Source organism: Enterobacter sp. N5-15 (genome assembly GCF_057221635.1).
In genome coordinates this window covers 1,826,188-1,849,843 of the sequence record NZ_CM170150.1, presented here as the reverse complement: position 1 = coordinate 1,849,843, position 23,656 = coordinate 1,826,188, and the positions used below count along the sequence as shown (strand labels likewise).

Annotated in this window: 25 protein-coding genes; 14 read left to right on the top strand and 11 right to left on the bottom strand. The window is 54.2% G+C overall.

Annotated features, from left to right (window positions below; genetic code table 11):
* Positions 1 to 76 precede the first annotated feature (76 nt).
* Entirely contained in the window at positions 77 to 1,459 is a 1,383-nt protein-coding gene (locus AC2TE5_RS08730; RefSeq protein ID WP_484613043.1) for a hypothetical protein, read from the top strand.
* Complete coding sequence (locus tag AC2TE5_RS08725; RefSeq protein WP_484613042.1) at positions 1,456 to 1,854, top strand: hypothetical protein; 399 nt, start codon at positions 1,456 to 1,458, stop codon at positions 1,852 to 1,854. Before AC2TE5_RS08730 ends, AC2TE5_RS08725 begins: the two co-directional genes overlap by 4 nt.
* Positions 1,855 to 2,013: 159 nt before the next feature.
* Here AC2TE5_RS08725 and AC2TE5_RS08720 read toward each other — a convergent pair whose 3' ends face one another.
* The 3 genes from AC2TE5_RS08720 to AC2TE5_RS08710 form a co-directional block, all read right to left on the bottom strand.
* A complete protein-coding gene (locus AC2TE5_RS08720; RefSeq protein WP_484613041.1) occupies positions 2,014 to 2,898 on the bottom strand; it encodes a helix-turn-helix domain-containing protein in 885 nt (294 codons plus the stop codon).
* On the bottom strand, positions 2,895 to 3,071 hold the full coding sequence (locus AC2TE5_RS08715; protein WP_484613040.1) for a DUF4222 domain-containing protein: 177 nt from the start codon (positions 3,069 to 3,071) through the stop codon (positions 2,895 to 2,897). The genes AC2TE5_RS08720 and AC2TE5_RS08715 overlap by 4 nt, the downstream gene beginning before the upstream one ends.
* 97 nt (positions 3,072 to 3,168) lie before the next feature.
* Positions 3,169 to 3,552 carry a toxin YdaT family protein gene (locus AC2TE5_RS08710; protein WP_484613039.1) on the bottom strand — a complete coding sequence of 128 codons (384 nt, stop codon included), beginning with the start codon at positions 3,550 to 3,552 and terminating at the stop codon, positions 3,169 to 3,171.
* Positions 3,553 to 3,562: 10 nt separating this feature from the next.
* On the opposite strand from AC2TE5_RS08710, the gene AC2TE5_RS08705 reads away from it, so the two are divergent.
* The 7 genes from AC2TE5_RS08705 to AC2TE5_RS08675 all read left to right on the top strand — a co-directional run bounded on the left by AC2TE5_RS08705 (position 3,563) and on the right by AC2TE5_RS08675 (position 9,157).
* Entirely contained in the window at positions 3,563 to 3,904 is a 342-nt protein-coding gene (locus AC2TE5_RS08705; protein WP_484613038.1) for a hypothetical protein, read from the top strand.
* Between the two features lie 21 nt (positions 3,905 to 3,925).
* On the top strand, positions 3,926 to 4,165 hold the full coding sequence (locus AC2TE5_RS08700; protein WP_484613037.1) for a DUF4060 family protein: 240 nt from the start codon (positions 3,926 to 3,928) through the stop codon (positions 4,163 to 4,165).
* A 67-nt stretch (positions 4,166 to 4,232) separates the two neighbouring features.
* The gene (gene xisR / locus AC2TE5_RS08695; RefSeq protein WP_023343778.1) at positions 4,233 to 4,448 is read left to right on the top strand and encodes an excisionase family protein; all 216 of its coding nucleotides are present in this window, start codon (positions 4,233 to 4,235) and stop codon (positions 4,446 to 4,448) included.
* Positions 4,448 to 5,734 (top strand): Arm DNA-binding domain-containing protein, encoded by a 1,287-nt coding sequence (locus AC2TE5_RS08690; RefSeq protein WP_484613322.1) that lies wholly within the window; start codon positions 4,448 to 4,450, stop codon positions 5,732 to 5,734. The genes xisR and AC2TE5_RS08690 overlap by 1 nt, the downstream gene beginning before the upstream one ends.
* 73 nt (positions 5,735 to 5,807) lie before the next feature.
* The gene (gene phoP, locus AC2TE5_RS08685) at positions 5,808 to 6,479 is read left to right on the top strand and encodes a two-component system response regulator PhoP (protein WP_028019015.1); all 672 of its coding nucleotides are present in this window, start codon (positions 5,808 to 5,810) and stop codon (positions 6,477 to 6,479) included.
* Positions 6,480 to 7,943 (top strand): two-component system sensor histidine kinase PhoQ, encoded by a 1,464-nt coding sequence (gene phoQ / locus AC2TE5_RS08680; protein ID WP_484613036.1) that lies wholly within the window; start codon positions 6,480 to 6,482, stop codon positions 7,941 to 7,943. It abuts the gene before it with no gap.
* Between the two features lie 92 nt (positions 7,944 to 8,035).
* Entirely contained in the window at positions 8,036 to 9,157 is a 1,122-nt protein-coding gene (locus AC2TE5_RS08675) for a ribosomal protein uL16 3-hydroxylase (protein WP_023311180.1), read from the top strand.
* Positions 9,158 to 9,249: 92 nt separating this feature from the next.
* Here the strand turns inward: AC2TE5_RS08675 and AC2TE5_RS08670 are convergent, their stop codons facing one another.
* Together AC2TE5_RS08670 and pepT are read right to left on the bottom strand one after the other, a co-directional pair.
* Positions 9,250 to 9,741, bottom strand: coding sequence for an REP-associated tyrosine transposase (locus tag AC2TE5_RS08670; protein WP_484613035.1), 492 nt, complete (start codon positions 9,739 to 9,741; stop codon positions 9,250 to 9,252).
* Between the two features lie 99 nt (positions 9,742 to 9,840).
* On the bottom strand, positions 9,841 to 11,064 hold the full coding sequence (pepT, locus tag AC2TE5_RS08665; protein ID WP_121425914.1) for a peptidase T: 1,224 nt from the start codon (positions 11,062 to 11,064) through the stop codon (positions 9,841 to 9,843).
* Positions 11,065 to 11,301: 237 nt separating this feature from the next.
* Here pepT and potA point away from each other — a divergent pair, with 237 nt between their 5' ends.
* From potA to potD, 4 genes are read left to right on the top strand one after another with little or no spacing between them, the layout of a single operon-like run.
* A complete protein-coding gene (potA, locus tag AC2TE5_RS08660) occupies positions 11,302 to 12,450 on the top strand; it encodes a spermidine/putrescine ABC transporter ATP-binding protein PotA (protein WP_201283091.1) in 1,149 nt (382 codons plus the stop codon).
* Entirely contained in the window at positions 12,434 to 13,291 is an 858-nt protein-coding gene (gene potB, locus AC2TE5_RS08655; RefSeq protein ID WP_213328236.1) for a spermidine/putrescine ABC transporter permease PotB, read from the top strand. The genes potA and potB overlap by 17 nt, the downstream gene beginning before the upstream one ends.
* Complete coding sequence (potC, locus tag AC2TE5_RS08650) at positions 13,288 to 14,079, top strand: spermidine/putrescine ABC transporter permease PotC (RefSeq protein WP_484613034.1); 792 nt, start codon at positions 13,288 to 13,290, stop codon at positions 14,077 to 14,079. The genes potB and potC overlap by 4 nt, the downstream gene beginning before the upstream one ends.
* Complete coding sequence (potD, locus tag AC2TE5_RS08645) at positions 14,076 to 15,110, top strand: spermidine/putrescine ABC transporter substrate-binding protein PotD (protein WP_484613033.1); 1,035 nt, start codon at positions 14,076 to 14,078, stop codon at positions 15,108 to 15,110. Before potC ends, potD begins: the two co-directional genes overlap by 4 nt.
* Positions 15,111 to 15,157: 47 nt before the next feature.
* Here potD and AC2TE5_RS08640 read toward each other — a convergent pair whose 3' ends face one another.
* Positions 15,158 to 16,387, bottom strand: a complete 1,230-nt coding sequence (locus tag AC2TE5_RS08640; RefSeq protein ID WP_213328239.1) for an EAL and HDOD domain-containing protein — start codon at positions 16,385 to 16,387, stop codon at positions 15,158 to 15,160.
* A 238-nt stretch (positions 16,388 to 16,625) separates the two neighbouring features.
* On the opposite strand from AC2TE5_RS08640, the gene AC2TE5_RS08635 reads away from it, so the two are divergent.
* Positions 16,626 to 18,557, top strand: a complete 1,932-nt coding sequence (locus tag AC2TE5_RS08635) for a methyl-accepting chemotaxis protein (protein WP_484613032.1) — start codon at positions 16,626 to 16,628, stop codon at positions 18,555 to 18,557.
* Positions 18,558 to 18,602: 45 nt separating this feature from the next.
* Here AC2TE5_RS08635 and cobB read toward each other — a convergent pair whose 3' ends face one another.
* Genes cobB through lolC form a run of 5 tightly spaced genes read right to left on the bottom strand, consistent with a single transcriptional unit; the run spans position 18,603 to position 23,543 of the window.
* The gene (gene cobB, locus AC2TE5_RS08630) at positions 18,603 to 19,424 is read right to left on the bottom strand and encodes a Sir2 family NAD+-dependent deacetylase (RefSeq protein ID WP_121425907.1); all 822 of its coding nucleotides are present in this window, start codon (positions 19,422 to 19,424) and stop codon (positions 18,603 to 18,605) included.
* 14 nt (positions 19,425 to 19,438) lie between these two features.
* A complete protein-coding gene (gene nagK, locus AC2TE5_RS08625) occupies positions 19,439 to 20,350 on the bottom strand; it encodes an N-acetylglucosamine kinase (RefSeq protein ID WP_484613031.1) in 912 nt (303 codons plus the stop codon).
* A gap of 55 nt (positions 20,351 to 20,405) precedes the next feature.
* Positions 20,406 to 21,650 carry a lipoprotein-releasing ABC transporter permease subunit LolE gene (gene lolE, locus AC2TE5_RS08620; RefSeq protein ID WP_193939993.1) on the bottom strand — a complete coding sequence of 415 codons (1,245 nt, stop codon included), beginning with the start codon at positions 21,648 to 21,650 and terminating at the stop codon, positions 20,406 to 20,408.
* On the bottom strand, positions 21,650 to 22,351 hold the full coding sequence (gene lolD / locus AC2TE5_RS08615) for a lipoprotein-releasing ABC transporter ATP-binding protein LolD (RefSeq protein ID WP_010429765.1): 702 nt from the start codon (positions 22,349 to 22,351) through the stop codon (positions 21,650 to 21,652). The genes lolE and lolD overlap by 1 nt, the downstream gene beginning before the upstream one ends.
* Positions 22,344 to 23,543 carry a lipoprotein-releasing ABC transporter permease subunit LolC gene (gene lolC / locus AC2TE5_RS08610; protein WP_213328242.1) on the bottom strand — a complete coding sequence of 400 codons (1,200 nt, stop codon included), beginning with the start codon at positions 23,541 to 23,543 and terminating at the stop codon, positions 22,344 to 22,346. Before lolC ends, lolD begins: the two co-directional genes overlap by 8 nt.
* Positions 23,544 to 23,656 lie beyond the last annotated feature (113 nt).

The window sequence follows — 23,656 nt, the reverse complement described above, 5'->3', positions numbered from 1 at the left end:
TCCTTTGTCATGTGTATACGTAGTAAAGCTCATCCATTCAGCCAGGAATTTCCACATGTAATTTCGGAGGTATGTTATGTCTATTTTTGAAACCAGTGACTCTGCATGGTCCGCACTGACAAAGCAATTTGAACAAATGTCAGGCTCCCCTGGTACGCCACTTATTGTTCAGTCTCCCACTATCTTCAGGCCACTTACAATAACTGGTATCAATCCCGCACTCGCCTTAACCCGAAAATTGCTTTTGGGTGATAACCAACCTGCGTATCATAATTTAAACCAGACCGCATATACGCAGAGTAACAAATCAGTCCAGAAGGGATATATTCAATACCTTCAAACACTGCTTGTCGAAATGACAAAACGAATGAGTGCCCCTGTTGATTATGATGAGATTGAAAGGCTTCAAAAAATATATACAAAAGCACAAAGCGCCTTAAATATTTTCGTCAGAGATGCGAATGCTGACTGGGCATTGAAAAAAAGAAACAACCCCGGGCTTTCGAGGCAAACATGGGATGCCAATTATTGTCCTGAAGGTTTCACACCAAAAAAAACATTGCTTCAAAAAGACACGATGGCTAAGTATGGAGCACTACAATCAAAACAATCCGCTTACCCGGCTTTGACCAGAGTTACAACCGCGCTATTCAATTGTGAAATGAATGCCAGAGAAATTATAAACCTCCCTTTGTCTGAAGATGACTTAGCCTTACCTGATACATGGACACCTTTTTTAAGAACCAATCTTGAACCCGGAATGAAATGGGAAGATTTCTTCAATAAGGATGCCCCACAAACTATTGAAATCACATCAAGTTCATTCCATTCTGAGCATTATGACTCCTCCTGGTCCGCTGGTGGTTCTTTCTCATATGGTTTTTTCAGTTGTGGCGGAAGTGCAAGCGGTGGGCATGTAGAAGATCATTTAAGAAAGGGAACGCAAAAATTAAGATTCATTTTCAAACGCATGATTCCGGTTCAAATACAGCGTGGGGCATGGTATGACGAAGGCCTGTTATCGTATACGGATTATGTCGATAAGGAAGAGTTCTGGGGTCCCAGGGGTACGTTGAATCTTATACCAGTCAGCGCTGTTATCGGTAGAGGCTTGACTATTGAAATTGAAACGACAAGCGAAGCGTATGATTCATTTCAAGACTGGCGTAAAGCTTCTGGTAACGCAGGATTTAGTTTTGGGCCCTGGTCAGTAGGTGCCGGGGCAAACAGTTCAACCAATTCATCTTCCGTTTCCGATGAATCAACAGGAACAACGCTGCGTTTTACCGACAACTCAGATCAGATTTATATTCTGAGTGTAATCTCAATGAAAATGGATGAATATCTTAAACCTCAGTTTTTTGAAGAAATAGCGATGCAGGAACTTAATAAACTTGAATTGCAGTCCGACGTGGCATCCGAAACCATGAAGTCACTCCAGGAGTTTCTGGAAAAATGATGAACGCCTATTCCAGCATCACTCTCATGATAACCACATTTCTCGTGGGATGTAGCAGCGTTGCTACTTATCCGGTATGTGTCATGCAGGATGAAGTATCCGTTCAGCAATGGAATACGATCAGGGAAAATCTTGAAACAAGCATCAGGGTTATCGACCCAAATGCTAAAGTCAATATTGTCCCGAGTGTCGCTATTATCGAAGCAACCTCCGTAACCCATTCACGTCTCCGGGATGTATGGCCAAGCCAGGCATGTATTAGCACTGTTCGCACTGATGGAGATGATATCCTCTGGAGGGAATGTCAGCGTGTCGTAGCCGAATATGTTCATAAACCCTGGACATCCTGGCCTGGAGAAATCAAGAAAGGTCAGGTTTACTGTAAAACGCCATAAAATATTTTTATTAATTCATGCATATGTCATGTTCAGGTTTACGCTCATGGTGTATGAGACCATTATATCAGGCAAGAAAGGCAGGCTTACCTGCCTTCTTGCCACTAAAATTTTAATCATAATTTGATTATCTCAAATAAAATATTCTCCTGATTCATTTTATTCAGGTCTGACCCTGAAACCCGCGCTGGCTGCGACCTCATTATCGTTTTTGTAGTATTCATCGTCAAAGGAACTGCGCATTACTCCGCTATGAGCGACAGGTGCTAGTTTCAGTACCAGGTCATCCCATTTTTCACGCAACTTCGCTGGGCTTAGCACGTTTCGGCACCAGAACGGGTCGCTCTGGACTCGCCTGAACATGTCGCAAATCTGGCGGTGTGTGCGCCCGTCGATAGTGCGCATCAGCCGGATCTCGTTTGCCCATGCGTTCCAGTTTGGTTCTCTGGGGCGAGCAACTTCACCATCGGTTTCGGCTGCTTGTTCATACAGAGTTCGGATCCTGGAAAATATCCAGCTTGCGCATTGATGATCTTCTGGTGTGCCCCATTTTTTCGCGGCCGGTATTTTTTTGGCTGAATCTTCGCCGTCTGGAGATTCGCCAGAATTTCCGGACGAAGAGATCTGTTTTAATGATGGATCTGTAGTTACTGACGGATCGTGTCCAGATTCTGAACCCTGAGAACCCTGTTTATTCGCGTTTTCTGAACGTTCGGGATTTGAACGTTCAGAATCTGAACTCTGAAAATATGCTGCCGCCGTGCGTAATTTTTCAGCATTCAGCGTGTATAAATTAGTGCCGCTGCGCTGGCCGTTTCGACGTTCGGTACGGGTTAACCATCCGTCTGCCTCAAGCTGGGTTATCGCAGTTATCACAGTACTTCGCCCGGCCCCAAGCTGGCGGGAAATGGTGGCAACAGACGGCCAGCACACACCCTCATCCGAGCTAAAATCGGCCAGGCGAGCCATAACCAGCAGTTTTATGCCCTTGACACCTTGTGCGGCACAACCGTACCACACCCAAGAAGATAATTTCACGCTCACGACTTCACCTCAGTGAACTTAATTTCAAACTCTCGGCGCCCTGTTTCACTGACGCCGGTGTGCCCCTCCCGGCGATATGACACGCGGAGCTTGGATGCACGTAAAACAGTCACCATGCGCCCGCGTTCGTCGCGGTATCGCTTCCCTGGAATGATTTCACCGCGGCGATCCACTGGCTACTGAGCGGGTCGGTTATTCATCGCGTTTTTCATGCGCTCTGCCAGTGCGCTCGCTAATTCCTGAGAAGTACGCATAGTTGCCTCCAGAACGTTATGCAGCCCGATGGCTGTTCATGATTTGAACCTTTACGCCCACCAGCTGCGCCAGCGCGTCTATCGCTTCCAGGGTTTCTCGCCTGATTACCGGTTGCGGTTTGCCGGTGAAGACCGCGTTGGTGGCTTCGATACACTCTTTGTTAACCCTGGCAGCCCGGTAGAGCATGCAGTCTTTCTGCTCCAGTTCGTTATCAATCTCGGTGCGGATGGCATAGCTAAGCGCTTCAGCCTGTTTCAAGTAGTTAGGCGTATCGTTGCGGAAAGCACGTTGAATAATCTGCTTGTTGTTGTGCAGTCGGCGCGCGTACTCGTCTGGGTCCGTCACGTTATCCAGTCGCTGAAGCAGATCACCGAAGTGATGCGGGGTTATCACCGCCACAGAATTTTGCTTGTCTCCTGATTTCACCGACGAGGAGATCCACAACGTGGCCACCACCATGCTGGATAGCTGGTCCGATGAAATTAGCGTTCGTCGGAAAATCGCTCTTGATGCGATCGTGGAATACCGACGACCGGAACCACCAAAATCTTTCGTGCTCGATCCGCTGGCAGTTACTGCAAAGCCGAAAGCAGAGCCCGAACCAGCACCTGAAACAAACGCTCCGCTTTCTTCTGTGATCTACCTGCAACAGCTGACCATTGCAGCGCTGCAGGGCTTATGTTCCAACCCGGCATATTGCAATCAGTATGAGGAATTACCGGCTATGGCCGCCGGGCTTGCCCCGGCGTGATCAACCATCAAGAAGGCTCCTGTGCGTCTGATTAACCGTAGCAAGGGAGACAGCATCGGCGGGCCAGCATGTGCCGCCGCGCTCAAATGCCATTTTGATAAATATGGCGAGCATGGTCGCAGCGACAAACAGACTTTTTACACCATCAAGTTCAAAGGGAGAAAAATTACGGTTGAGGTTGTTAACCGCCCCCGTAGTTACGTGGCAACGGCAATGATCGGTGCCAGGCATCTTATTTGTCTCCCTGGCCTTGGTCGGTGATTTTTGACAATCAATATACTATCTGCCGCTACGGTATTGTGCTCGTGGCGGCGTCATGGAGTTAAGCATGGCGCAAATCATTTTCGATGAAGAGTGGATGGTGGCGGGAAGGCTAACTGAGAAAACGGGGCTGGATGACAGGCAAATAAAAGCTTATCGCCTCGGAAGCTGGATTGAAGGGGTTCATTTTAAGCGAGTACCCGCGGTACCCGGTGGAGAAAGCAAACGCGCTTTGGTCTGGTACAACTTTCCGCTGATCAATAGATTTATTCAGGAAGCATGATGAACTTTCCAACCGGCGTTGAACTTCATAACGGAAAAATCAGAATCACGTTTACCTATCGCGGCATTCGATGCCGCGAAGTTCTCCGTGGCTGGGTGGTTAACAGCAGTAACATCAAGAAGGCGGGAAACCTTCGCGCAGTCATCGTGAGTGAGATCCAGTTCGGCAAGTTCGACTACGCTGCGCGCTTCCCTGAATCGAAGGCTCTGAAAAAGTTTTCATCAACAAAGCGGATCACGACATTTAATGAGCTGAGCGATTTTTTCATTGATACAAAGGCTCTGGAGGTGTCGGGGGCTACCCTTCATTCACTCACATCCGCAGTTAACACACTGAAACATGTTGTGGGAGAAAATACTCCACTGGCTGATATTCAGCACGCCGATATCCTGAATTACCGCAAAGAACTGCTGACCGGCAGCGTATTAAACCATTCAATGCCTAACCTGGTTAAAAAGGGACGCGCGCCCTCAACAGTCAATAAACAGATGGCGGTTTTATCAGAAATGCTGAAGCTTGCTAATCGAAGTCAGTTTATATTACACGCTCCTTATGAGGGCGTGTCCCGGCTGAAGCTATCTAAGGCAGACCCCGATCCGCTTCTACTTCATGAGTACCAGGCACTGATTGCCGCCCTTCCCCGAAAACTGGCTTTGATCATCATTGTAGCCGTCCACACGGGAATGAGGCCCGGCGAGATTTGTGCTCTGGCGTGGGAGGATATCGATCTGAGAAAAGGTGAAATTCACGTATCAAGAAGCCTGACGAACAAGCGGGTGTTTGTGCCGCCGAAAACTGATGCTGGTATACGAACGATCACCCTGCTTAAGCCTGCACATGATGCGCTGCTGGAGCAGTTCGAAATCACAGGCAATAACCCAAGACAGCAGATCATTTTCCATCACCGTGAAATCGGCAAAACCGAGCCACAAAATCTGCGGTTTGTGTTTTCCCCGGAAAAGAAATCGTCAGTGAATGAGAGCTTTTTTTCCAAAAACTCGATTTCTTATGGATGGAAACGGGGCACTAAACTTTCGGGAATACGTGAGAGAAATCCATATCAGTCCCGACACACATACGCCTGCTGGACGCTTATGGCCGGTGCTAACCCTTCCTTTATCGCCAGCCAGATGGGCCATGAGGATGCGCGCATGGTGTATGAGGTTTATTCAAAGTGGATCGGCGATATGAACCAGGACCAGGTCAACATGCTGAACAACCAGATGCCGACAGCTGTGCCCCCAGGACGCCCCCAAGGTATTGGGAGTATTAAAAAAGTCATTTAATTTCATGACGCTGGTTTCAAACTACATAATCAGCGTTAAACTATTCATACCAATTATTTAGGGAGAAGAGATGATGCGCGTACTGGTTGTTGAGGATAACGCATTGCTACGCCATCACCTGAAGGTACAGCTTCAGGAGATGGGACATCAGGTGGACGATGCTGAAGATGCAAAAGAAGCCGATTATTATCTCAATGAACACCTGCCGGATATCGCCATTGTCGATTTAGGGTTGCCTGACGAAGACGGTCTGTCATTAATTCGCCGCTGGCGCAGCCACGATGTCTCCCTGCCGGTTCTGGTTCTGACCGCCCGTGAAGGCTGGCAGGATAAGGTTGAAGTGCTCAGCGCGGGTGCGGATGATTACGTCACCAAGCCATTCCATATTGAAGAGGTGGCGGCGCGCATGCAGGCGCTGTTACGCCGCAACAGCGGGCTGGCTTCACAGGTTATTTCCATCCCGCCTTTCCAGGTCGATCTCTCCCGCCGGGAATTAGCGATCAATGACGAAGTGATCAAGCTCACCGCCTTCGAATACACCATTATGGAAACGCTGATCCGTAACAATGGCAAAGTGGTGAGCAAAGATTCCTTAATGCTCCAGCTCTATCCTGATGCTGAACTGCGCGAGAGCCATACCATTGACGTGCTGATGGGACGTTTGCGTAAGAAAATTCAGGCGCAGTATCCGCAGGATGTGATTACCACCGTCCGTGGCCAGGGCTACCTGTTCGAATTACGCTAAATGAAACGGATTTTACGCCACATCCTGCCCCTCTCGCTGCGGGTTCGTTTCTTACTGGCAACAGCCGCCGTCGTGCTGGTGCTGTCGCTCTCCTACGGCATGGTGGCCCTGGTGGGCTACAGCGTCAGCTTTGATAAAACCACCTTTCGGCTGTTGCGTGGCGAAAGCAATCTGTTTTATACCCTGGCGAAGTGGGAAAACAACCGAATCACCGTCGAAATGCCGGAAAACCTCAACCAGCAGAGCCCAACGCTGGCCCTGATTTATAACGAAAAAGGGAAATTGCTTTGGGCGCAGCGTGACATCCCCTGGCTGGTCAAAAGCATTCGTCCGGACTGGCTCAAAACCAACGGGTTTCATGAAATTGAAGCCGATCTCAACACCACCAGCTCGCTGATCCGTGAAGATCGCTCCCTGCAGCAAAAGCTGAACGAGATCCGCGCCGACAATGCCGAAACGGAGATGACGCACTCCGTCGCGATTAACCTCTACCCGGCGACGCTGAACATGCCGCAGCTGACCATCGTGGTGATCGACACCATCCCGGTCGAGCTGAAGCGTTCGTATATGGTCTGGAGCTGGTTCATCTACGTTCTGGCTGCGAATCTCCTGCTGGTGATCCCGCTGCTGTGGGTAGCGGCGTGGTGGAGCTTGCGCCCCATTGAATCACTGGCGAAAGAGGTTCGTGAACTGGAAGAACATCATCGCGAAAAGCTGAACCCGGAAACGACCCGTGAGCTCACCAGCCTGGTGCGTAACCTCAACCGCCTGCTGAAAAGTGAACGCGAACGCTACGATAAATACCGTACCACCCTTACCGACCTGACCCACAGTCTGAAAACCCCGCTGGCCGTGATGCAAAGTACCCTGCGTTCAATGCGCAGTTCGAAGCTGAGCGTCGATGACGCCGAGCCGGTGATGCTGGAACAGATCAGCCGTATTTCACAGCAAATTGGCTATTACCTGCATCGCGCCAGCATGCGTTCCGGCAGCGCCCTGCTGAGCCGCGAGCTGCACCCGGTCGCCCCGCTTCTGGATAACCTCACGTCCGCCCTCAACAAGGTGTATCAGCGTAAAGGGGTGAACATCAGCCTCGATATCTCGCCAGAGATAAGCTTTGTGGGTGAAAAAAATGACTTCATGGAAGTGATGGGTAACCTGCTGGATAACGCCTGCAAATACTGCCTGGAGTTCGTGGAAGTGTCTACGCGCCAGACGGAAACCGAGCTGCATGTTATCGTTGAGGATGATGGCCCGGGGATCCCGCGCAATAAGCGTGACGTGGTGTTCGATCGCGGCCAGCGTGCCGATACGCTACGTCCAGGCCAGGGCGTAGGATTAGCCGTCGCGCGCGAGATTGTCGATCAGTACGACGGAAAAATCGAAACCAGCGAAAGCCTGCTGGGCGGGGCCAGAATGGAGGTCATTTTTGGTCGCCAGCAGCCCACATCGAACGATAGTTAACCCGTTATGTGAAAAATGCGAGGATCTCGCAGCCGGGGGGCTGAGCTTCCGTTATAATCCGAGTCAGTAAGAGCCTGCGGAATAAAAAAATTATGGATTATCACTTAACACTTAACTGGCCCGAGTTTATTGAACGTTACTGGCAGAAACGCCCGGTGGTTCTGAAGCGCGGGTTCAGCAATTTTGTCGACCCCATCTCGCCTGACGAACTGGCCGGTCTGGCCATGGAAAACGAAGTCGACAGCCGTCTGGTCAGCCACCAGGACGGGAAATGGCAGGTTAGCCACGGTCCTTTCGAAAGCTACGATCACCTCGGTGAAAACAACTGGTCGCTGCTGGTGCAGGCGGTCAACCACTGGCACGAGCCAACTGCCGCCTTAATGCGTCCGTTCCGCGCCCTGCCCGACTGGCGCATGGACGATCTGATGATCTCCTTCTCCGTACCTGGCGGCGGCGTGGGTCCGCACCTGGACCAGTACGACGTGTTTATCATTCAGGGTACGGGCCGCCGCCGCTGGCGCGTGGGCGAAAAAGTGCCAATGAAGCAGCACTGCCCGCATCCGGATCTGCTCCAGGTTGACCCGTTTGAAGGAATTATCGATGAAGAGCTGGAGCCGGGTGACATTCTCTACATTCCACCGGGATTCCCTCACGAGGGCTATTCCCTGGAAAACTCACTCAACTACTCCGTCGGGTTCCGCGCGCCAAGCGGCCGCGAGATGATCAGCGGATTTGCCGACTACGTTCTGCAACGCGAGCTGGGCAGCTATCGTTACAGCGACCCTGATGTGCCTGCACGCGAGCATCCTGCGGATATTCTGCCAGAAGAGCTCGATAAGCTGCGCGGCATGATGCTGGATCTGATTAACGAGCCGGAGCACTTCAAACAGTGGTTTGGTGAGTTTATCAGCCAGTCTCGTCACGAGCTGGACGTTGCGCCGCCGGAGCCGCCTTATCAGGCTGACGAGATTTACGATGCGCTTCAGCAGGGCGATAAGCTGACTCGTCTGGGCGGATTGCGCGTGCTGCGCATTGGTGAGGAGGTGTTCGTCAACGGCGAGAAGCTGGACTCTCCGCACCGTCCGGCGCTGGAAGCCATTGCCAGCCATCTGGTGCTGACTGCCGACACCTTTGGCGATGCGCTGGAAGACCCGTCCTTCCTCGCGATGCTGGCCGCGCTGGTCAACAGCGGGTACTGGTTCTTTGAGGACTGAGTCGTGATATTTGCCGGGTGGCGGCTTCGCCTTACCCGGCCTACAAAAGTGCGATCCTGTAGGCCCGGTAAGCGTAGCGCCACCGGGCGTTTTTATCTCCGCTCCCCCGCTGCAAAATCCTCGATCTCTCCCGCCCAATCCTCTGGATATAACCCTTCACGTACGTCCCGATGAAACGTTGAATACGGCCAGTCGCTGACTTTGCTGACGTAGCCATGCTTCAGCGGATTGATGTAGACGTAATCCATATGCCGCCGGTAGTCCTCTTCGTTACGGACGGTGTGCTCCCAGAAGCGTGGCTGCCAGATATGGCGCATTTCGATGTTGCGGCTAAATGTCTTTTTGATGTCGCGCCAGCGTGCCGAAAAGTCACTGTCGCCTTCCAGTAAGGTCCAGATACAGTGCATATGTTCAGGAAGGATTACCCATGCGTTGATAGTAAATGGCTTTGCATGTTTAACCGTTGAGGTGGCAGCACGCAGGCTGTCGATATGACGGGTAAGCAAATCGCTCTGGCGGTTTTGCAGATTGACGGTGAAGAACCAGGTTCCACCCGGGACGTAGTGGCGACGATAATTTGACATGGGCATTCCTTGCCTTTCTGCCCGGTGGCGCTTCGCTTACCGGGCCTACAATCCGAACGTAGGCCGCGTAAGGCGCAGCCGCCACCCGGCTTAAAGCGGCTACCGCTTCGCGGTCAACTCCGCTATCCGCACAATCACCTTCACCGCTTTTTCCATCCCTTCCAGCGTCACAAACTCATGCTTGCCATGATAGTTATAGCCACCGGTAAACAGGTTCGGGCACGGCAGCCCCATAAACGACAGCTGAGAACCGTCGGTGCCGCCGCGGATCGGCTTAAGCTGCGGTTCAATATCACAGTCGCGCATCGCCTGCTGGGCGATATCGAGAATGTGCGGATGCGCCATCACCTTCTCGCGCATGTTGTAATAGCTGTCTTCTATGATCAGCTCAATATAGCAATCAGGGTGTAATCCTTTACCGACCTTCTTGGCGATCTCCATCATCTTACGCTTGCGCGCCTCAAAGGCTTTGCGGTCGAAATCGCGGATGATGTAGTGCATCTGCGCGCTGTCCACGGTGCCTTTGATGCTGGTCAGATGATAGAACCCTTCATACCCGTCGGTCTGTTCAGGGCTCTCTTCCGCCGGGACTTCCGCATGAATGCGTGACGCCAGCGACAGCGCGTTCACCATGACGCCTTTCGCCGAACCGGGGTGAACGTTGTTGCCGACAATTTTGATCGTGACGGACGCGGCGTTGAAGTTTTCATACTCCAGTTCACCGACGCCGCCGCCGTCAACGGTATAGGCCCACTGCGCGTTAAAGGCCTCCACGTCGAAGTGCTTCGCGCCCTTGCCGACCTCTTCGTCCGGCGTAAAGGCCACGCGGATATCCCCATGCGGGATATTTTTCTCTTTCAGCACCGCCAGCGCGGTCATGATCTCCGCAATGCCCGCCTTGTCATCCGCCCCCAGCAGCGTTTTGCCGTCGGTGGTGATCAGCGTCTGGCCCAGCAGCTGGTGCAGCACCGGGAACATCACGGGCGAGAGCACTTCGTCGCCAATACCCAGCGCAATGTCGCCGCCGCGGTAGTTTTCCACAATCTGCGGGTTCACATGTTTACCGCTAAAATCCGGAGAGGTGTCGACATGGGAGATAAAGCCAATCGCCGGAATATCACCCTGAACATTCGCCGGCAGCGTTCCCATCACAGTGCCTTTCTCGCTTAACGTGACGTTGACCAGCCCCATGGCGTCAAGCTGCTCTTTGAGCAGGTTTAACAACTTCCACTGGCCTTCGGTGCTCGGCACCTGGCGAACACCCGGCTTAGATTGGGTATCCAGCGAAACGTACTGTAAAAAACGCTCAAGTAATTTATCCATGCAGTCACCCTCACTTTTTGTGACAACATTATCAATAAGCATCAAAACGCAAATATTGCGTCAGGTCACTTTTATCCCGCAAACGAGAATATTTTCCGTTTATATCGTTATGCGTTAATAAATGTAGCTTATGAATCAGTGACAAGGATTGGCGATTGCGGGGGATTGCCGTAGAATGTCCGCCCTCATTACGAGTCACCAAGGTGGTTACACACAAACCCCGCTTCAGTCTGCTGCCTGAGGCGTCTATATGGGACAGCGCAAAAATTGAATACACAATCCCGTTCACGTTCACCGCTGGTGCAACTGGAACGAATTCGTAAAAGCTTTGATGGCAAAGATGTCATTTCCGACCTCACGCTCACCATCAATGACGGTGAGTTTCTGACGCTGCTTGGCCCCTCTGGCTGCGGCAAAACAACCGTACTGCGCCTTATCGCCGGGCTGGAAAGCGTCGATAACGGCCATATCCATCTTGAGAACCAGGACATCACCCGGGTTCCCGCCGAAGATCGCCACGTCAATACCGTCTTTCAGAGCTATGCCCTGTTCCCGCACATGACCGTGTTTGAAAACGTGGCGTTTGGTCTGCGGATGCAAAAAACCCCGGCGAGCGAGATCGAACCGCGCGTCACCGACGCCCTGCGCATGGTGCAGCTTGAGACGTTTGCCCAGCGTAAACCCCATCAGCTTTCCGGCGGCCAGCAGCAGCGCGTTGCCATCGCCCGCGCCGTCGTCAACAAGCCTCGCCTGCTCCTGTTGGATGAATCCCTCTCGGCGCTGGATTACAAGCTGCGCAAGCAGATGCAGAACGAGCTCAAAGCCCTGCAGCGCAAGCTCGGCATTACCTTTGTCTTCGTCACCCACGATCAGGAAGAGGCCCTGACCATGTCTGACCGCATCGTGGTGATGCGCGACGGCAAAATCGAGCAGGACGGCACGCCGCGCGAAATCTACGAAGAGCCGAAGAATCTGTTTGTTGCCAGCTTCATTGGCGAGATCAATATCTTCGACGCCACGGTGATTGAGCGTCTGGACGACCAGCGCGTGCGCGCCAGCGTCGAAGGACGCGAGTGCAACATCACGGTGACTTTCCCCGTCGAAAAGGGACAAAAGCTCAACGTTCTGCTGCGCCCGGAAGATCTGCGCGTCGATGAAATTCACGGCAATACCGAGGCCGAAGGGTTAATCGGCTATATCCGCGAGCGCAACTACAAAGGGATGACGCTGGAGTCCGTTGTCGAGCTGGAGAACGGAAAAATGGTGATGGTCAGCGAATTCTTTAACGAAGACGACCCTGACTTCGACCACTCTCTCGACCAGAAAATGGTTATCAACTGGGTAGAAAGCTGGGAGGTTGTGCTGGCTGATGAAGAACACAAGTAAATTCCAGAATGTGGTGATCGCCACGATCGTCGGTTGGCTTGTGCTGTTTGTCTTTTTACCCAACCTGATGATCGTTGCCACCAGCTTCCTGACCCGCGACGACGCTAGCTTCGTTTCGCTGGTCTTTACGCTGGACAACTACGCGCGCCTGCTCGATCCGCTCTATTTTGACGTGCTGCTGCACTCGCTCAATATGGCGCTGATTGCCACCCTTGCCTGTCTGGTGCTGGGTTATCCCTTCGCATGGTTCCTCGCGGGCCTGCCGCAAAAGGTGCGGCCTCTGCTGCTGTTTTTACTGATCGTTCCCTTCTGGACGAACTCGCTCATCCGTATTTATGGCCTGAAGATCTTCCTCAGCACAAAGGGCTATCTCAATGAGTTTCTGCTGTGGCTGGGGGTGATTGATACGCCGATCCGCATCATGTTTACCCCGAGCGCGGTCATTATCGGCCTGGTCTACATCCTGCTGCCGTTTATGGTGATGCCGCTCTACTCCAGCATTGAGAAGCTGGATAAACCGCTGCTGGAAGCGGCAAAAGATCTGGGTGCCAACAGGCTGCAGACCTTTCTTCGCATCATTATTCCGCTGACGATGCCCGGCATTATCGCGGGCTGTCTGCTGGTGATGCTCCCGGCGATGGGCTTGTTCTATGTGTCGGATCTGATGGGCGGCGCGAAAAACCTGCTGATCGGTAACGTCATCAAGAGCCAGTTCCTCAACATCCGCGACTGGCCGTTCGGCTCGGCCACCAGCATTACGCTGACGGTGGTAATGGGCCTGATGCTGCTGGTCTACTGGCGCGCCTCACGCCTGCTGAACAAAAAGGTGGAACTCGAATGATCGGTCGACTGCTTCGCGGCGGTTTTATGACCGCCATCTATGCCTATCTCTATATCCCGATCGTTATTTTGATCGTGAACTCGTTTAACAGCTCGCGGTTCGGGATTAACTGGCAAGGGTTTACGACCAGCTGGTACAGCCTGCTGATGAACAACGACAGCCTGCTGCAGGCCGCTCAGCACTCGCTGACGATGGCGATTTTCTCCGCCACCTTCGCGACGCTGATTGGCTCGCTCACCGCCGTAGCGCTGTACCGCTATCGCTTTCGCGGCAAACCGTTCGTCAGCGGCATGCTGTTTGTGGTGATGATGTCACCGGACATCGTGATGGCCATTTCGCTGCTGGTGCTGTTTATGCTGCTGGGCGTACAGCTTGGCTTCTGGTCGCTGCTGTTTTCCCATATCACCTTCTGCCTGCCGTTTGTGGTGGTGACCGTCTTCGCGCGTCTGAAAGGGTTCGACGTGCGCATGCTGGAGGCGGCGAAGGATCTGGGCGCCAGCGAGATGACCATCCTGCGTAAAATCATCCTGCCGCTGGCGATGCCTGCCGTGGCGGCCGGATGGCTGCTTAGCTTCACCCTGTCGATGGATGACGTGGTCGTGTCCTCCTTCGTCACCGGTCCGAGCTATGAAATTCTGCCGTTGAAGATCTATTCAATGGTGAAAGTCGGCGTCTCACCGGAGGTGAATGCGCTGGCGACCATTCTGCTGGTACTGTCGCTGGTTCTGGTGATCGCCAGCCAGGTTATTGCTCGTGATAAAACAAAATCTCAGGGGACAATGAAATGAAAAAAATGCTCGCCGCTGCGGCGCTGGTGCTTGGCATGGGTGCCGCGCACGCTGATGACGGTAAAACGCTCTACTTCTACAACTGGACCGAATACGTGCCGCCGGGCCTGCTGGAACAGTTCACGAAGGAGACGGGCATCAAGGTGATCTACTCGACCTACGAGTCGAATGAAACCATGTACGCCAAGCTGAAAACCTACAAAGACGGCGCGTACGATCTGGTCGTTCCCTCCACCTACTTTGTCGACAAAATGCGCAAAGAGGGCATGATTCAGAAGATCGATAAAACAAAGCTAACTAATTTCTCAAACCTCAATCCGGAGATGCTCAACAAGCCGTTCGACCCGAATAACGACTACTCCGTTCCGTATATCTGGGGTGCGACCGCGATTGGCGTGAACAGCGAGGCCGTCGATCCGAAAACGGTGACGAGCTGGGCCGATCTGTGGAAACCGGACTACAAAGGGAGCCTGCTGTTAACCGACGACGCGCGTGAAGTGTTCCAGGTGGCGCTGCGCAAGCTGGGCTACTCGGGCAATACGACGGATCCTAAAGAGATCGAAGCCGCGTATAACGAACTGAAAAAGCTGATGCCTAACGTGGCGGCGTTCAACTCTGATAACCCGGCTAACCCGTATATGGAAGGCGAGGTTAATCTGGGGATGGTGTGGAACGGCTCCGCGTACGTGGCCCGCCAGGCCGGTACGCCGCTTGAGGTGGTCTGGCCGAAAGAAGGTGGGATCTTCTGGATGGATAGTCTGTCGATTCCGGCCAACGCGAAAAACGTGGATGGCGCGCTTAAGCTGATTAACTTCCTGCTGCGCCCTGACGTGGCGAAACAGGTTGCCGAGACGATTGGCTACCCGACGCCAAACCTCGCGGCACGCAAGCTGCTGAAGCCTGAGGTAGCTAACGATAAATCGCTCTATCCGGATGCCGAAACCATCAGCAAGGGTGAATGGCAGAACGATGTCGGTGACGCCAGCCGCCTCTACGAAGAGTATTATCAGAAATTAAAAGCGGGCCGATAAACGGTATCGCGTTCTTCCTCGCGCCGCCCGTACGGCGTGAGGAAGGATTAACTGACCGCATTCTCCCCGGCCCAGACCGTCGCCTTTCTCATCGCCTCAACCACCTCCTCATCCGACAGACCCAGCGCCTGGCGAACTCTGGTCGCCTCGTCCCACTGCTGCTGCTCATAGTAACGGCAAAGGCTCACCATATCGGCTAACCGTCCCTCCTGGTGGCACAGCGCATTGCTCACGCTCTGCGGCACCGCAATTTGCTTCATCAACTCGGCCATCGGCAGCTCAAGGAGGGTATCGAGCAGAGAAAACAGGCCACACATGAAGGCATTTTCAGCCAGCGCCGGTTCTTTCATCGTCTCAGCTATCAGCTCACAGAACTTGCCGCGCATCATACTCAACGGGTAAAGCTCGCTGACGGTGTCATTGCCCGCACTGGCGAGGACCACGACCGCAACAAACCGCCTCAACTGGTTTTCCCCGAGGTATCTGAGCACTTCACTCAGGGTTAACTTACTGAAATTACAGGCCCCGATATGTTTAAATGCGGTGTGCTTCATGTAGCGCATGATCTTATAGGACAGCGTGAGGTCGGTTTTAATCAACGACTCGACGATCCGGAAATCAGGCTTATTGCGCCCAACCTCCATTTGCAGCCGAAAAATCGCCAGCTGATTTTGCGATAGCCGTTTATATTTAATGACCTCCGGACGGCAGAAAAAATAGCCCTGAAACAGCGAGAATCCCTCTTCCCTGTATTGGTTGAATTCCTCTTTAGTCTCAATTTTTTCAGCGAGATATTTAATATGCCCGGTCAGATGTTTACGCTCTTTCAGATACGCTTTAATTTGCGCTAAGGAATAATTCCTGACGTCGAATTTCAGTATAGAAATATAGGGTAAAAAAGCATCCCATTCAGGTGCAAGGGTGAAATCGTCAAGCGCAAACTGATAGCCGTGCGCATTCATCTCCCTGACGGCCTGCAGCAGTTCAGCCCCTGGCACAGCATCTTCCAGGATCTCAATGACCACGCTCTCTTTATCCAGCGCTTCTCCGCTGCGGTCAATGACCATTCTCGACGGGAAATTAATAAACGACGTATGCGCCCCGGCGATGCGCTGGGACGGCACGCATAAAAACTGATCAGATATCATTCTGGAGGTGGCATATTCCGCCGACACGTCCGGAAAACGGTTTGTCATCCCATCTCTGAAGAGCAGCTCATAGGCCACCGTATTCATTTCAGGGTTAAAAATGGGTTGTCGCGCAATAAATCCGTACATATCCCATCCTCCTCTACAACTTTATTATTTATTAGCATCCTCTTTCTACACGACGATAACGAGCATTATCGAGCACTATTTTGATTGAATGCACAAAATAAAAGCATCCACACTAATTAACGGGATTTATATGTTCAGGATTTAAATTAAATATACCTGGCGATCTACAGAAAGAGGAAAAAATATCCGATAAGTAATATGTGCCTGCCCGACATGCACAATATTACGGGAGAAGAGAATGAAAGACGCCATGGTCCGAAGACAAAAAATAAGAGTCAAGACGTTGATGCTATTGTCCATTTTCCTCACCGTTACGGTGGGCTTTACGGCAACGATCGGGTTTATGATGTGGCAGTGGATGGCGCAGCAGGAGGTTCTGGCCAAAAAACATATCCGCCAGATTGCCGAGGTGCAATCGTTGCAGGTCAGCAAACAGCTTGATTCTGCCCTGACTGCCGCCCGGGACATGGGCAACAGCGCCCTGGCGCTGCGCGAGGCGGGCGTATCCGATCGCCAAAGCCTGAACCAGCTGCTCATCCACTATCTGTCGGCTCATCCACAGTTTCTCTCTATGTCGATGGCGTTTGAGCCCAACGCGTTCGACGATAAAGATGCCGCCTGGGCCGGTCAGAGCGGTGAAGATCCTGCCGGGCGCTACGCCCGCTACGTTGACCGGGACGCCACCGGCAAACCGGCATTACACCTGCTGACGGACATCGAAACCCCCGGCAGCGGTGATTACTATCTGCTGCCGAAACAACGGCATAAAGATGTGATCATCGAGCCCTATATTTATCCCTACAACGGCGTGGACGTGATGCTCACCTCGATTGCCGCCCCCATCATGCGCGACGGTCAGTTTCTGGGATCGGTCACCTCTGACTTCTCCCTCGCCACGCTGCAATCCACGATTGGCGCGATTAAACCGTGGAACGGCACAGGCTACGCCCTGCTCCTCTCCGCGGGTAATAACGTGGTATCCAGCCCGGACAAGCGCGCGGCAGGCAAGCCTTACGCCGGTCAGATTGCCGGTCATGACGTCACCCGGGTAAACGATCCGCTGCTGAAGGAGGACGTGTTTATCACCTGGCAGGACATCGCCGTCGGTAATAGCCAGACGCCGTGGAAACTCGCCATTATCACCCCGGTCAGCGAAGTGATGGCCGAAGCGCGCGCATTTTTACTGAAAGCCATCGTCCTGATGGTGTTAAGCATCGTGGCGGTTAGCCTGGTGATGGCGCAGATCTTTACCCGCAAAGTAGACCGTCCGGTGGGGGGTGAACCTTCGGAAGCCGCCGGGATCGCCCTGGCCGTTGCCCGGGGGGATCTGAACAACACCATCCCGGTGCGTTCCGGGGATACCCACAGCATTTTTTATGCCCTACACACCATGCAGATGCAGCTCAAGCGCATCGTCGACAATATCAGCGAAGCCAGCCATTCCGTGCACGGCGGCACCAGCGAAATTTCGGCGGGCAACCTTGACCTCGCCTCGCGAACCGAAGAACAGGCGGCTGCAATTGTTGAAACGGCAGCCAGCATGGAAGAGATTTCGGTCACGGTGAAAAATAACGCCGACAACGCCCATAAGGCGACCACGCTGACCGATCGCGCCGCGAGCCTCGCCGGGCATGGCGAAACGCTGGTAAACGACGTGGTCGTGGTGATTGGGGAGATTGATGAGAGCGCGCGTAAGATCGGTGAGATTAACAGCATTGTCGATGGCATCGCCTTCCAGACCAATATCCTGGCGCTGAATGCTACCGTTGAAGCGGCACGGGCTGGCGAACAGGGGCGCGGCTTCGCGGTAGTCGCAGGGGAAGTGCGCAATCTTGCCCAGCGAAGCGCCAACGCGGCAAAAGAGATCTCTCAGCTGATTGCCGAGTCCTCAGGCCGCGTAAGCAAAGGCGTTGAGCTGGTCAATGAAACCGGGGTGATGATGAAACAGGTGATTGAAGCGGTATCGCATGTGCATCTGGTCATCAACGATATTGTTCAGGCGCTGGACGAGCAAAATCGGGGGATTAGCCAGGTGAGCACTGCCGTTAACCAGATGGACAGTACAACCCAGCAGAACGCCTCTCTGGTTCAGCAGATCTCCGCGGCAGCACTCTCGCTGGATGAGCAGGCTAAATCGCTGGAGAAGACGCTGGCGTTCTTCCATTCATAACTAAACGGGCACCCGCTTGACGGGTGCCCGTTTTCTTTCTTACCGCTACAGCCCTTTCAGCAGCTTGTCGACAAACTCCGGGACGACCGTGCTTGCCAGACCGTAGTGTTTCTCTTCAAACTCGCTGCCCACCTGGCTTGGCTCAAGGTTCAGTTCAACCGTATGCGCACCGTGCAGTCGCGCTTCGTGGACAAACCCCGCCGCCGGGTAAACATGACCGGATGTGCCGATGGCAATAAACACGTCTGCCATCGCCAGGGCGCTGTAGATCTCATCCATTCCCAGCGGCATTTCGCCGAACCAGACCACGTGCGGACGCAGGCGCGACGGGAACTGGCAGCAGTGGCACTTATCCTCTGGCAGCACGTCTTCTTTCCAGTCCAGCACCTGGCCGCTCCAGGCGCAGCGAACCTTGAGCAGCTCGCCGTGCATGTGGATGATGTTCTTGTTACCGGCCCGCTCGTGCAGGTTGTCGATATTCTGCGTTACCAGCAGAAAACGATCGCCGAGCTCCTCTTCCAGCTTTGCCAGCGCCAGATGCGCCGCATTCGGCGCAACTTCAGGCTGCTGAAGCTGACGACGGCGGGCGTTGTAAAACGCCTGCACGAGATCCGGGTCGCGGGCAAAGCCTTCCGGCGTGGCCACATCCTCCACGCGGTGCTCTTCCCACAGCCCGTCCGCCGCGCGGAAGGTTCGAATTCCTGACTCGGCGGAGATCCCCGCCCCGGTCAGCACCACCACTCTGGGTTTATCCATCGCTTCTGGCATCATTCTGTCTCTGAAAAAGATCCGCTGGCGCAAGCGCTCACGCAAGCGGCGTTTGTTTTTGCGAAAACGGCTGAGTCGACCCTGGCGACGCGACAGCATAGAAACCTCGTAAACTAATCGGTGAGATGAAGGAATGCGGCTCCGCGCATGCCTCCTGCGTCCCCGTGTCGCGCGCGTTCAATACGCGGCACGCGGGCAACCGGCAATAAATGTCGGGGCAAACGCCCGGACAACCGTTCCGTAATCGCGGTAAAGTTTGAAAGCCCTCCCCCGATCACCAGCAGATCCGGGTCGACGATGGTGAGAATATTTCCCAGACACACCGCCAGCAGATCCAGATAGCGCTCGACGTGCTCACTCGCCTGCGCATCCCCTTGCTCCCACAGGGTAATGATTTGAGGGGCCTCAAGTTTCTGATGATAGAAGTGTTCGTAAAGCCATGCAAATCCGCGCCCTGAGAGGTAGTTCTCAATACAGCCGTGCTGGCCGCAGCCGCAGCGGGTCAACGGAAAATCACGCCCCACCACCTCCAGCGCGTCCACCGGCAGACGGATATGGCCAAACTCTCCGGTGATGTAGCTGCGCCCGGTAATGGGCTTACCGTTGATGACAATCCCCCCGCCGACGCCGGTACCGAGGATCAGCCCCATCACCAGCGGATAGTGGCGGAATTCATCATCCCAGGCTTCGGAGAGCGCAAAGCAGTTGGCATCGTTGTCTAAACGCACGTCGCGTTCAAGGAGGGCAGAGAGATCGGCGCGGAGAGGTTTACCGCTGGCGGCAGGCACGTTGGCGGCATACAGCGTGCCGTCGTCGGTTTCGGGCATCCCGGGAATGCCGATGCCGACGCTGCCTTTCACGCCAAAGCGTTCATCGGCCTGCGCCACCAGCGCGGCAATCGCGGTTAAAAATTCGTCGTAGCTTTCGCGCGGCGTGGGAACGCGGGTTTCCCACTGCAGCTTGAGGTCTTTATCAAACACGCCGAGCGCAATCTTGGTGCCGCCAATATCAAATCCATAATACATAAACGCATTCCTCTTTCTGACATAGCGGCCTCAGGACCGCTACACCATGACGTAATTACTGGCCACTTAATACCCTCGCCGGATCAATTCGGCTTGCGCGACGTGCCGGATACCAGCTTGCCAGCAGACTCAGTAAAAGTGCTGTAACCAGCACATAAAAAACATCCAGCCAGTGCAGTTCAGACGGCAGGAAGTCAATAAAATAGATATCACCCGACAGGAACTGGTGGCCGATAAGCTTTTCGATCCCGTTGATGATGGGGGTCAGCTGCAGGGAAACCACCACGCCAATCACCACGCCGCACAGGCTGCCAAACAGCCCTGCCAGCAAACCGTACCAGACGAAGATGGCGCGAATAAGACCGTCTTTCGCCCCCAGCGTACGCAGCACGGCGATGTCGCCGCTCTTGTCCTTGACCGCCATCACCAGCGTCGAGACGATATTAAAGCACGCCACACCAATCACCAGCACCATCGCCAGATACATGATGGCGCGGATCATCTGGATATCACGGTACATATACCCGTAGGTGCCGATCCAGCTTTTGATGTAGACATAGTTATTGGTCACGCTGCCCGCGTCGCGGACCAGCCTGTTGGCGTTAAAGACGTCGTTCACCTTAATGGCAATACCCGTCACGCTGTCGCCCATATCGAGATACTGGCGCGCATCTTCCATCGGCACCATGGCGAAGCTGTGATCGAGCTGACCGCTCAGCTGAAGAATACCGGTGACGTGCAGGCGCACGCGCTTAGGCTGCTGCAGCTTGTGGTCGGCGCTGGCGTTCGGGATCATGATTGACACCCAGTCGCCCTGCTTCACCTTCAGGGCATCGGCAACGCCTTTACCCATGATGATCTGCTGCTCGCCGGCCTTAAAGTTGGCCCACGCGCCGTTCTGCACATAGTTTGGCAGCGCGCTGAGACGCGCTTCCTGGACGGGGTTGACCCCTTTCACCTGAATGGCGCGCAGGTTTACCCCGCTCTCCACCAGCCCGGTAAAGTTGATGTAGGGCGCGGCCGCGGCAATGCCCGGCACTTTTTCAACTTTGTTGAGCGCATCGCTCCAGTTCGTCCACGGCTGGTTAACCGGCTCGATCTCCCCGTGCGGCACCACCGCCAGAATGCGGTTATTCAGCTCGCGTTCAAAGCCGTTCATGGCGCTTAAGCCCACAATCAGCACCGCCACGCCCAGCGCAATACCGATGGTCGAGATGACGGAGATCAGCGACACCATGCCGCCGCGACGGCGGCCGCGGCTAAAACGTAAACCGATGAGTAACGATAATGGTGACGCCATTACTCTGCTCCCATCAGGGTCAGTTCCGCGTTCAGATGGCCGTCGCGCATCTCAAGCTGACGCCCCATGCGTTTTGCCAGCTGCAGATCGTGGGTCACGACCAAAAACGCGGTGCCCTGCGAGGCGTTCAGCTCGCCCAGAAGCTGGAAAATACTGTCCGCATTGCGGGCATCCAGGTTGCCGGTAGGCTCATCTGCCAGCACCAGACGCGGGTTGTTGACCAGCGCACGGGCAATCGCCACGCGCTGGCGCTCGCCGCCGGAAAGCTCAGAGGGACGATGGTTACCGCGATGGCCCAGCCCTACCGCTTTCAGCATGTCGCTGGCGCGAGCGTTAATTTCTGCCGGTTTCTTTTTGCCAATCAGCAGCGGCATCGCCACGTTTTCCAGCGCCGTGAAATCCGGCAGCAGGTGGTGGAACTGGTAGATAAAGCCCAGCTCGCGGTTGCGCAGCTCGGCCTTCGCCGCGGAGGACATTTTGCTCATCGGCTGGCCGGAGAAAATCACGTCGCCTTCGGTTGGCGTATCCAGCCCGCCCAGCAGATGCAGCAGCGTACTTTTGCCCGAGCCGGAGCTGCCGACAATCGCCATCATCTCGCCTTCACCCACGCTAAAGCTCACATTGTGCAGCACGTCGGTTTGCACAGTGCCTTCCTGATAGCGTTTGGACAGGTTGTCGCATTGCAACAGGATCTTATTCATAACGTAAAGCCTCAGCGGGTTGAGTGGCGGCGGCGCGCCAGGAAGGATAAAGCGTAGAAAGCAGCGCAATGGCCATCGCGACCAGCGCAATACCGACCACCTGCAGCGGCTCGATAGCCACCGGCAGCGCCGCGCCGTCAAGCAGCGCGCCGATGATCGGCATTAAGTTATTAAGCTGGCTGGCAAGCAATGCCCCCAGCACGGCACCGAGCAGCGCGCCGATGATACCGGCACTGGCCCCCTGCACCATAAACACCGCCATGATCTGGCGCGGCGTGAGCCCCTGGGTTTGCAGAATGGCGACTTCGCCCTGCTTCTCCATCACCATCAGGCCCAGCGAGGTAATGATGTTGAATGCGGCCACGGCCACGATCAGGCTCAGCAGCAGCCCCATCATGTTTTTTTCCATCCGCACGGCCTGGAACAATTCGCCTTTGCGCTCGCGCCAGTCCTGCCATTTGGTGCCGTCCGGCAGTTTTTGCTGGCTGAGGGTATCGACCTTCAGCGGCGCATCGAGCCACAGGCGCCAGCCGGTGATGTTCCCTGCCGGGTAGCGCATCAGGCGTGATGCATCCTGAATGTTAACCAGCATCTGGTAGCCATCGACTTCGCTGTTGGCGGCAAAGGTACCAATCACGTTGAACAGGCGCTGGCTTGGCAGGCGCCCCATCGGCGTAAACTGGCTGGCAGAAGGCACCATCACGCGCAGCTGGTCGCCACGGTTGACGCCAAGCTGGCCGGCAAGCTGCTCACCCAGAATCACGTTGTATTTTCCGGCTTCCAGATCGGTCTGCTTCACGTTAACCAGATACGGCGTCAGCGGATCGTTTTGCGCCGGGTCAATACCCAGCATCACGCCGACCGCCACGCTGCGGGCGCTTTGCAGCACCACGTCGCCGGTCGTCAACGGCGCAACGCGCGTGACGCCCTGTAACTTCGCCGCGCTTTCCGGCAGCTGTTGCGGGTTAACCGAACCGTTGGATGATGAGAGAACGGCCTGCGGCATCAGCCCCAGGATGTTGTTTTGCAGCTCGCGTTCGAAGCCATTCATGACGGAAAGCACCGTCACCAGTGCCATCACGCCAAGCGTAATGCCAATAGTCGAAAGCCAGGAGACAAAGCGACCGAAGCGGTCCGCGGCGCGCCCACGCATGTAACGTAAGCCTATGAAGAGTGCGACAGGTTGATACATGAAATCCGTCTGTTTGCTGATAGCAGACCCACGAGTATATAAGCGAATCCGTTAAGCGTAAATGACTGAAACAGTAAGCTTTGGTAATCATTTTTCCGAAAAATTCAGATAAA

Coding starts and splice junctions, on each gene's coding strand:
- cobB (WP_121425907.1), bottom strand. CDS start 19,424: ATGCTGTCGCGTCGCCAGGGTCGACTCAGCCGTTTTCGCAAAAACAAA.
- AC2TE5_RS08640 (WP_213328239.1), bottom strand. CDS start 16,387: ATGTACGGATTTATTGCGCGACAACCCATTTTTAACCCTGAAATGAAT.
- AC2TE5_RS08730 (WP_484613043.1), top strand. CDS start 77: ATGTCTATTTTTGAAACCAGTGACTCTGCATGGTCCGCACTGACAAAG.
- lolC (WP_213328242.1), bottom strand. CDS start 23,543: ATGTATCAACCTGTCGCACTCTTCATAGGCTTACGTTACATGCGTGGG.
- potC (WP_484613034.1), top strand. CDS start 13,288: ATGATCGGTCGACTGCTTCGCGGCGGTTTTATGACCGCCATCTATGCC.
- AC2TE5_RS08675 (WP_023311180.1), top strand. CDS start 8,036: ATGGATTATCACTTAACACTTAACTGGCCCGAGTTTATTGAACGTTAC.
- potB (WP_213328236.1), top strand. CDS start 12,434: ATGAAGAACACAAGTAAATTCCAGAATGTGGTGATCGCCACGATCGTC.
- nagK (WP_484613031.1), bottom strand. CDS start 20,350: ATGTATTATGGATTTGATATTGGCGGCACCAAGATTGCGCTCGGCGTG.
- AC2TE5_RS08635 (WP_484613032.1), top strand. CDS start 16,626: ATGAAAGACGCCATGGTCCGAAGACAAAAAATAAGAGTCAAGACGTTG.
- lolE (WP_193939993.1), bottom strand. CDS start 21,650: ATGGCGTCACCATTATCGTTACTCATCGGTTTACGTTTTAGCCGCGGC.
- lolD (WP_010429765.1), bottom strand. CDS start 22,351: ATGAATAAGATCCTGTTGCAATGCGACAACCTGTCCAAACGCTATCAG.
- pepT (WP_121425914.1), bottom strand. CDS start 11,064: ATGGATAAATTACTTGAGCGTTTTTTACAGTACGTTTCGCTGGATACC.
- potD (WP_484613033.1), top strand. CDS start 14,076: ATGAAAAAAATGCTCGCCGCTGCGGCGCTGGTGCTTGGCATGGGTGCC.
- AC2TE5_RS08690 (WP_484613322.1), top strand. CDS start 4,448: ATGAACTTTCCAACCGGCGTTGAACTTCATAACGGAAAAATCAGAATC.
- phoP (WP_028019015.1), top strand. CDS start 5,808: ATGCGCGTACTGGTTGTTGAGGATAACGCATTGCTACGCCATCACCTG.
- AC2TE5_RS08725 (WP_484613042.1), top strand. CDS start 1,456: ATGATGAACGCCTATTCCAGCATCACTCTCATGATAACCACATTTCTC.
- phoQ (WP_484613036.1), top strand. CDS start 6,480: ATGAAACGGATTTTACGCCACATCCTGCCCCTCTCGCTGCGGGTTCGT.
- xisR (WP_023343778.1), top strand. CDS start 4,233: ATGGCGCAAATCATTTTCGATGAAGAGTGGATGGTGGCGGGAAGGCTA.
- AC2TE5_RS08670 (WP_484613035.1), bottom strand. CDS start 9,741: ATGTCAAATTATCGTCGCCACTACGTCCCGGGTGGAACCTGGTTCTTC.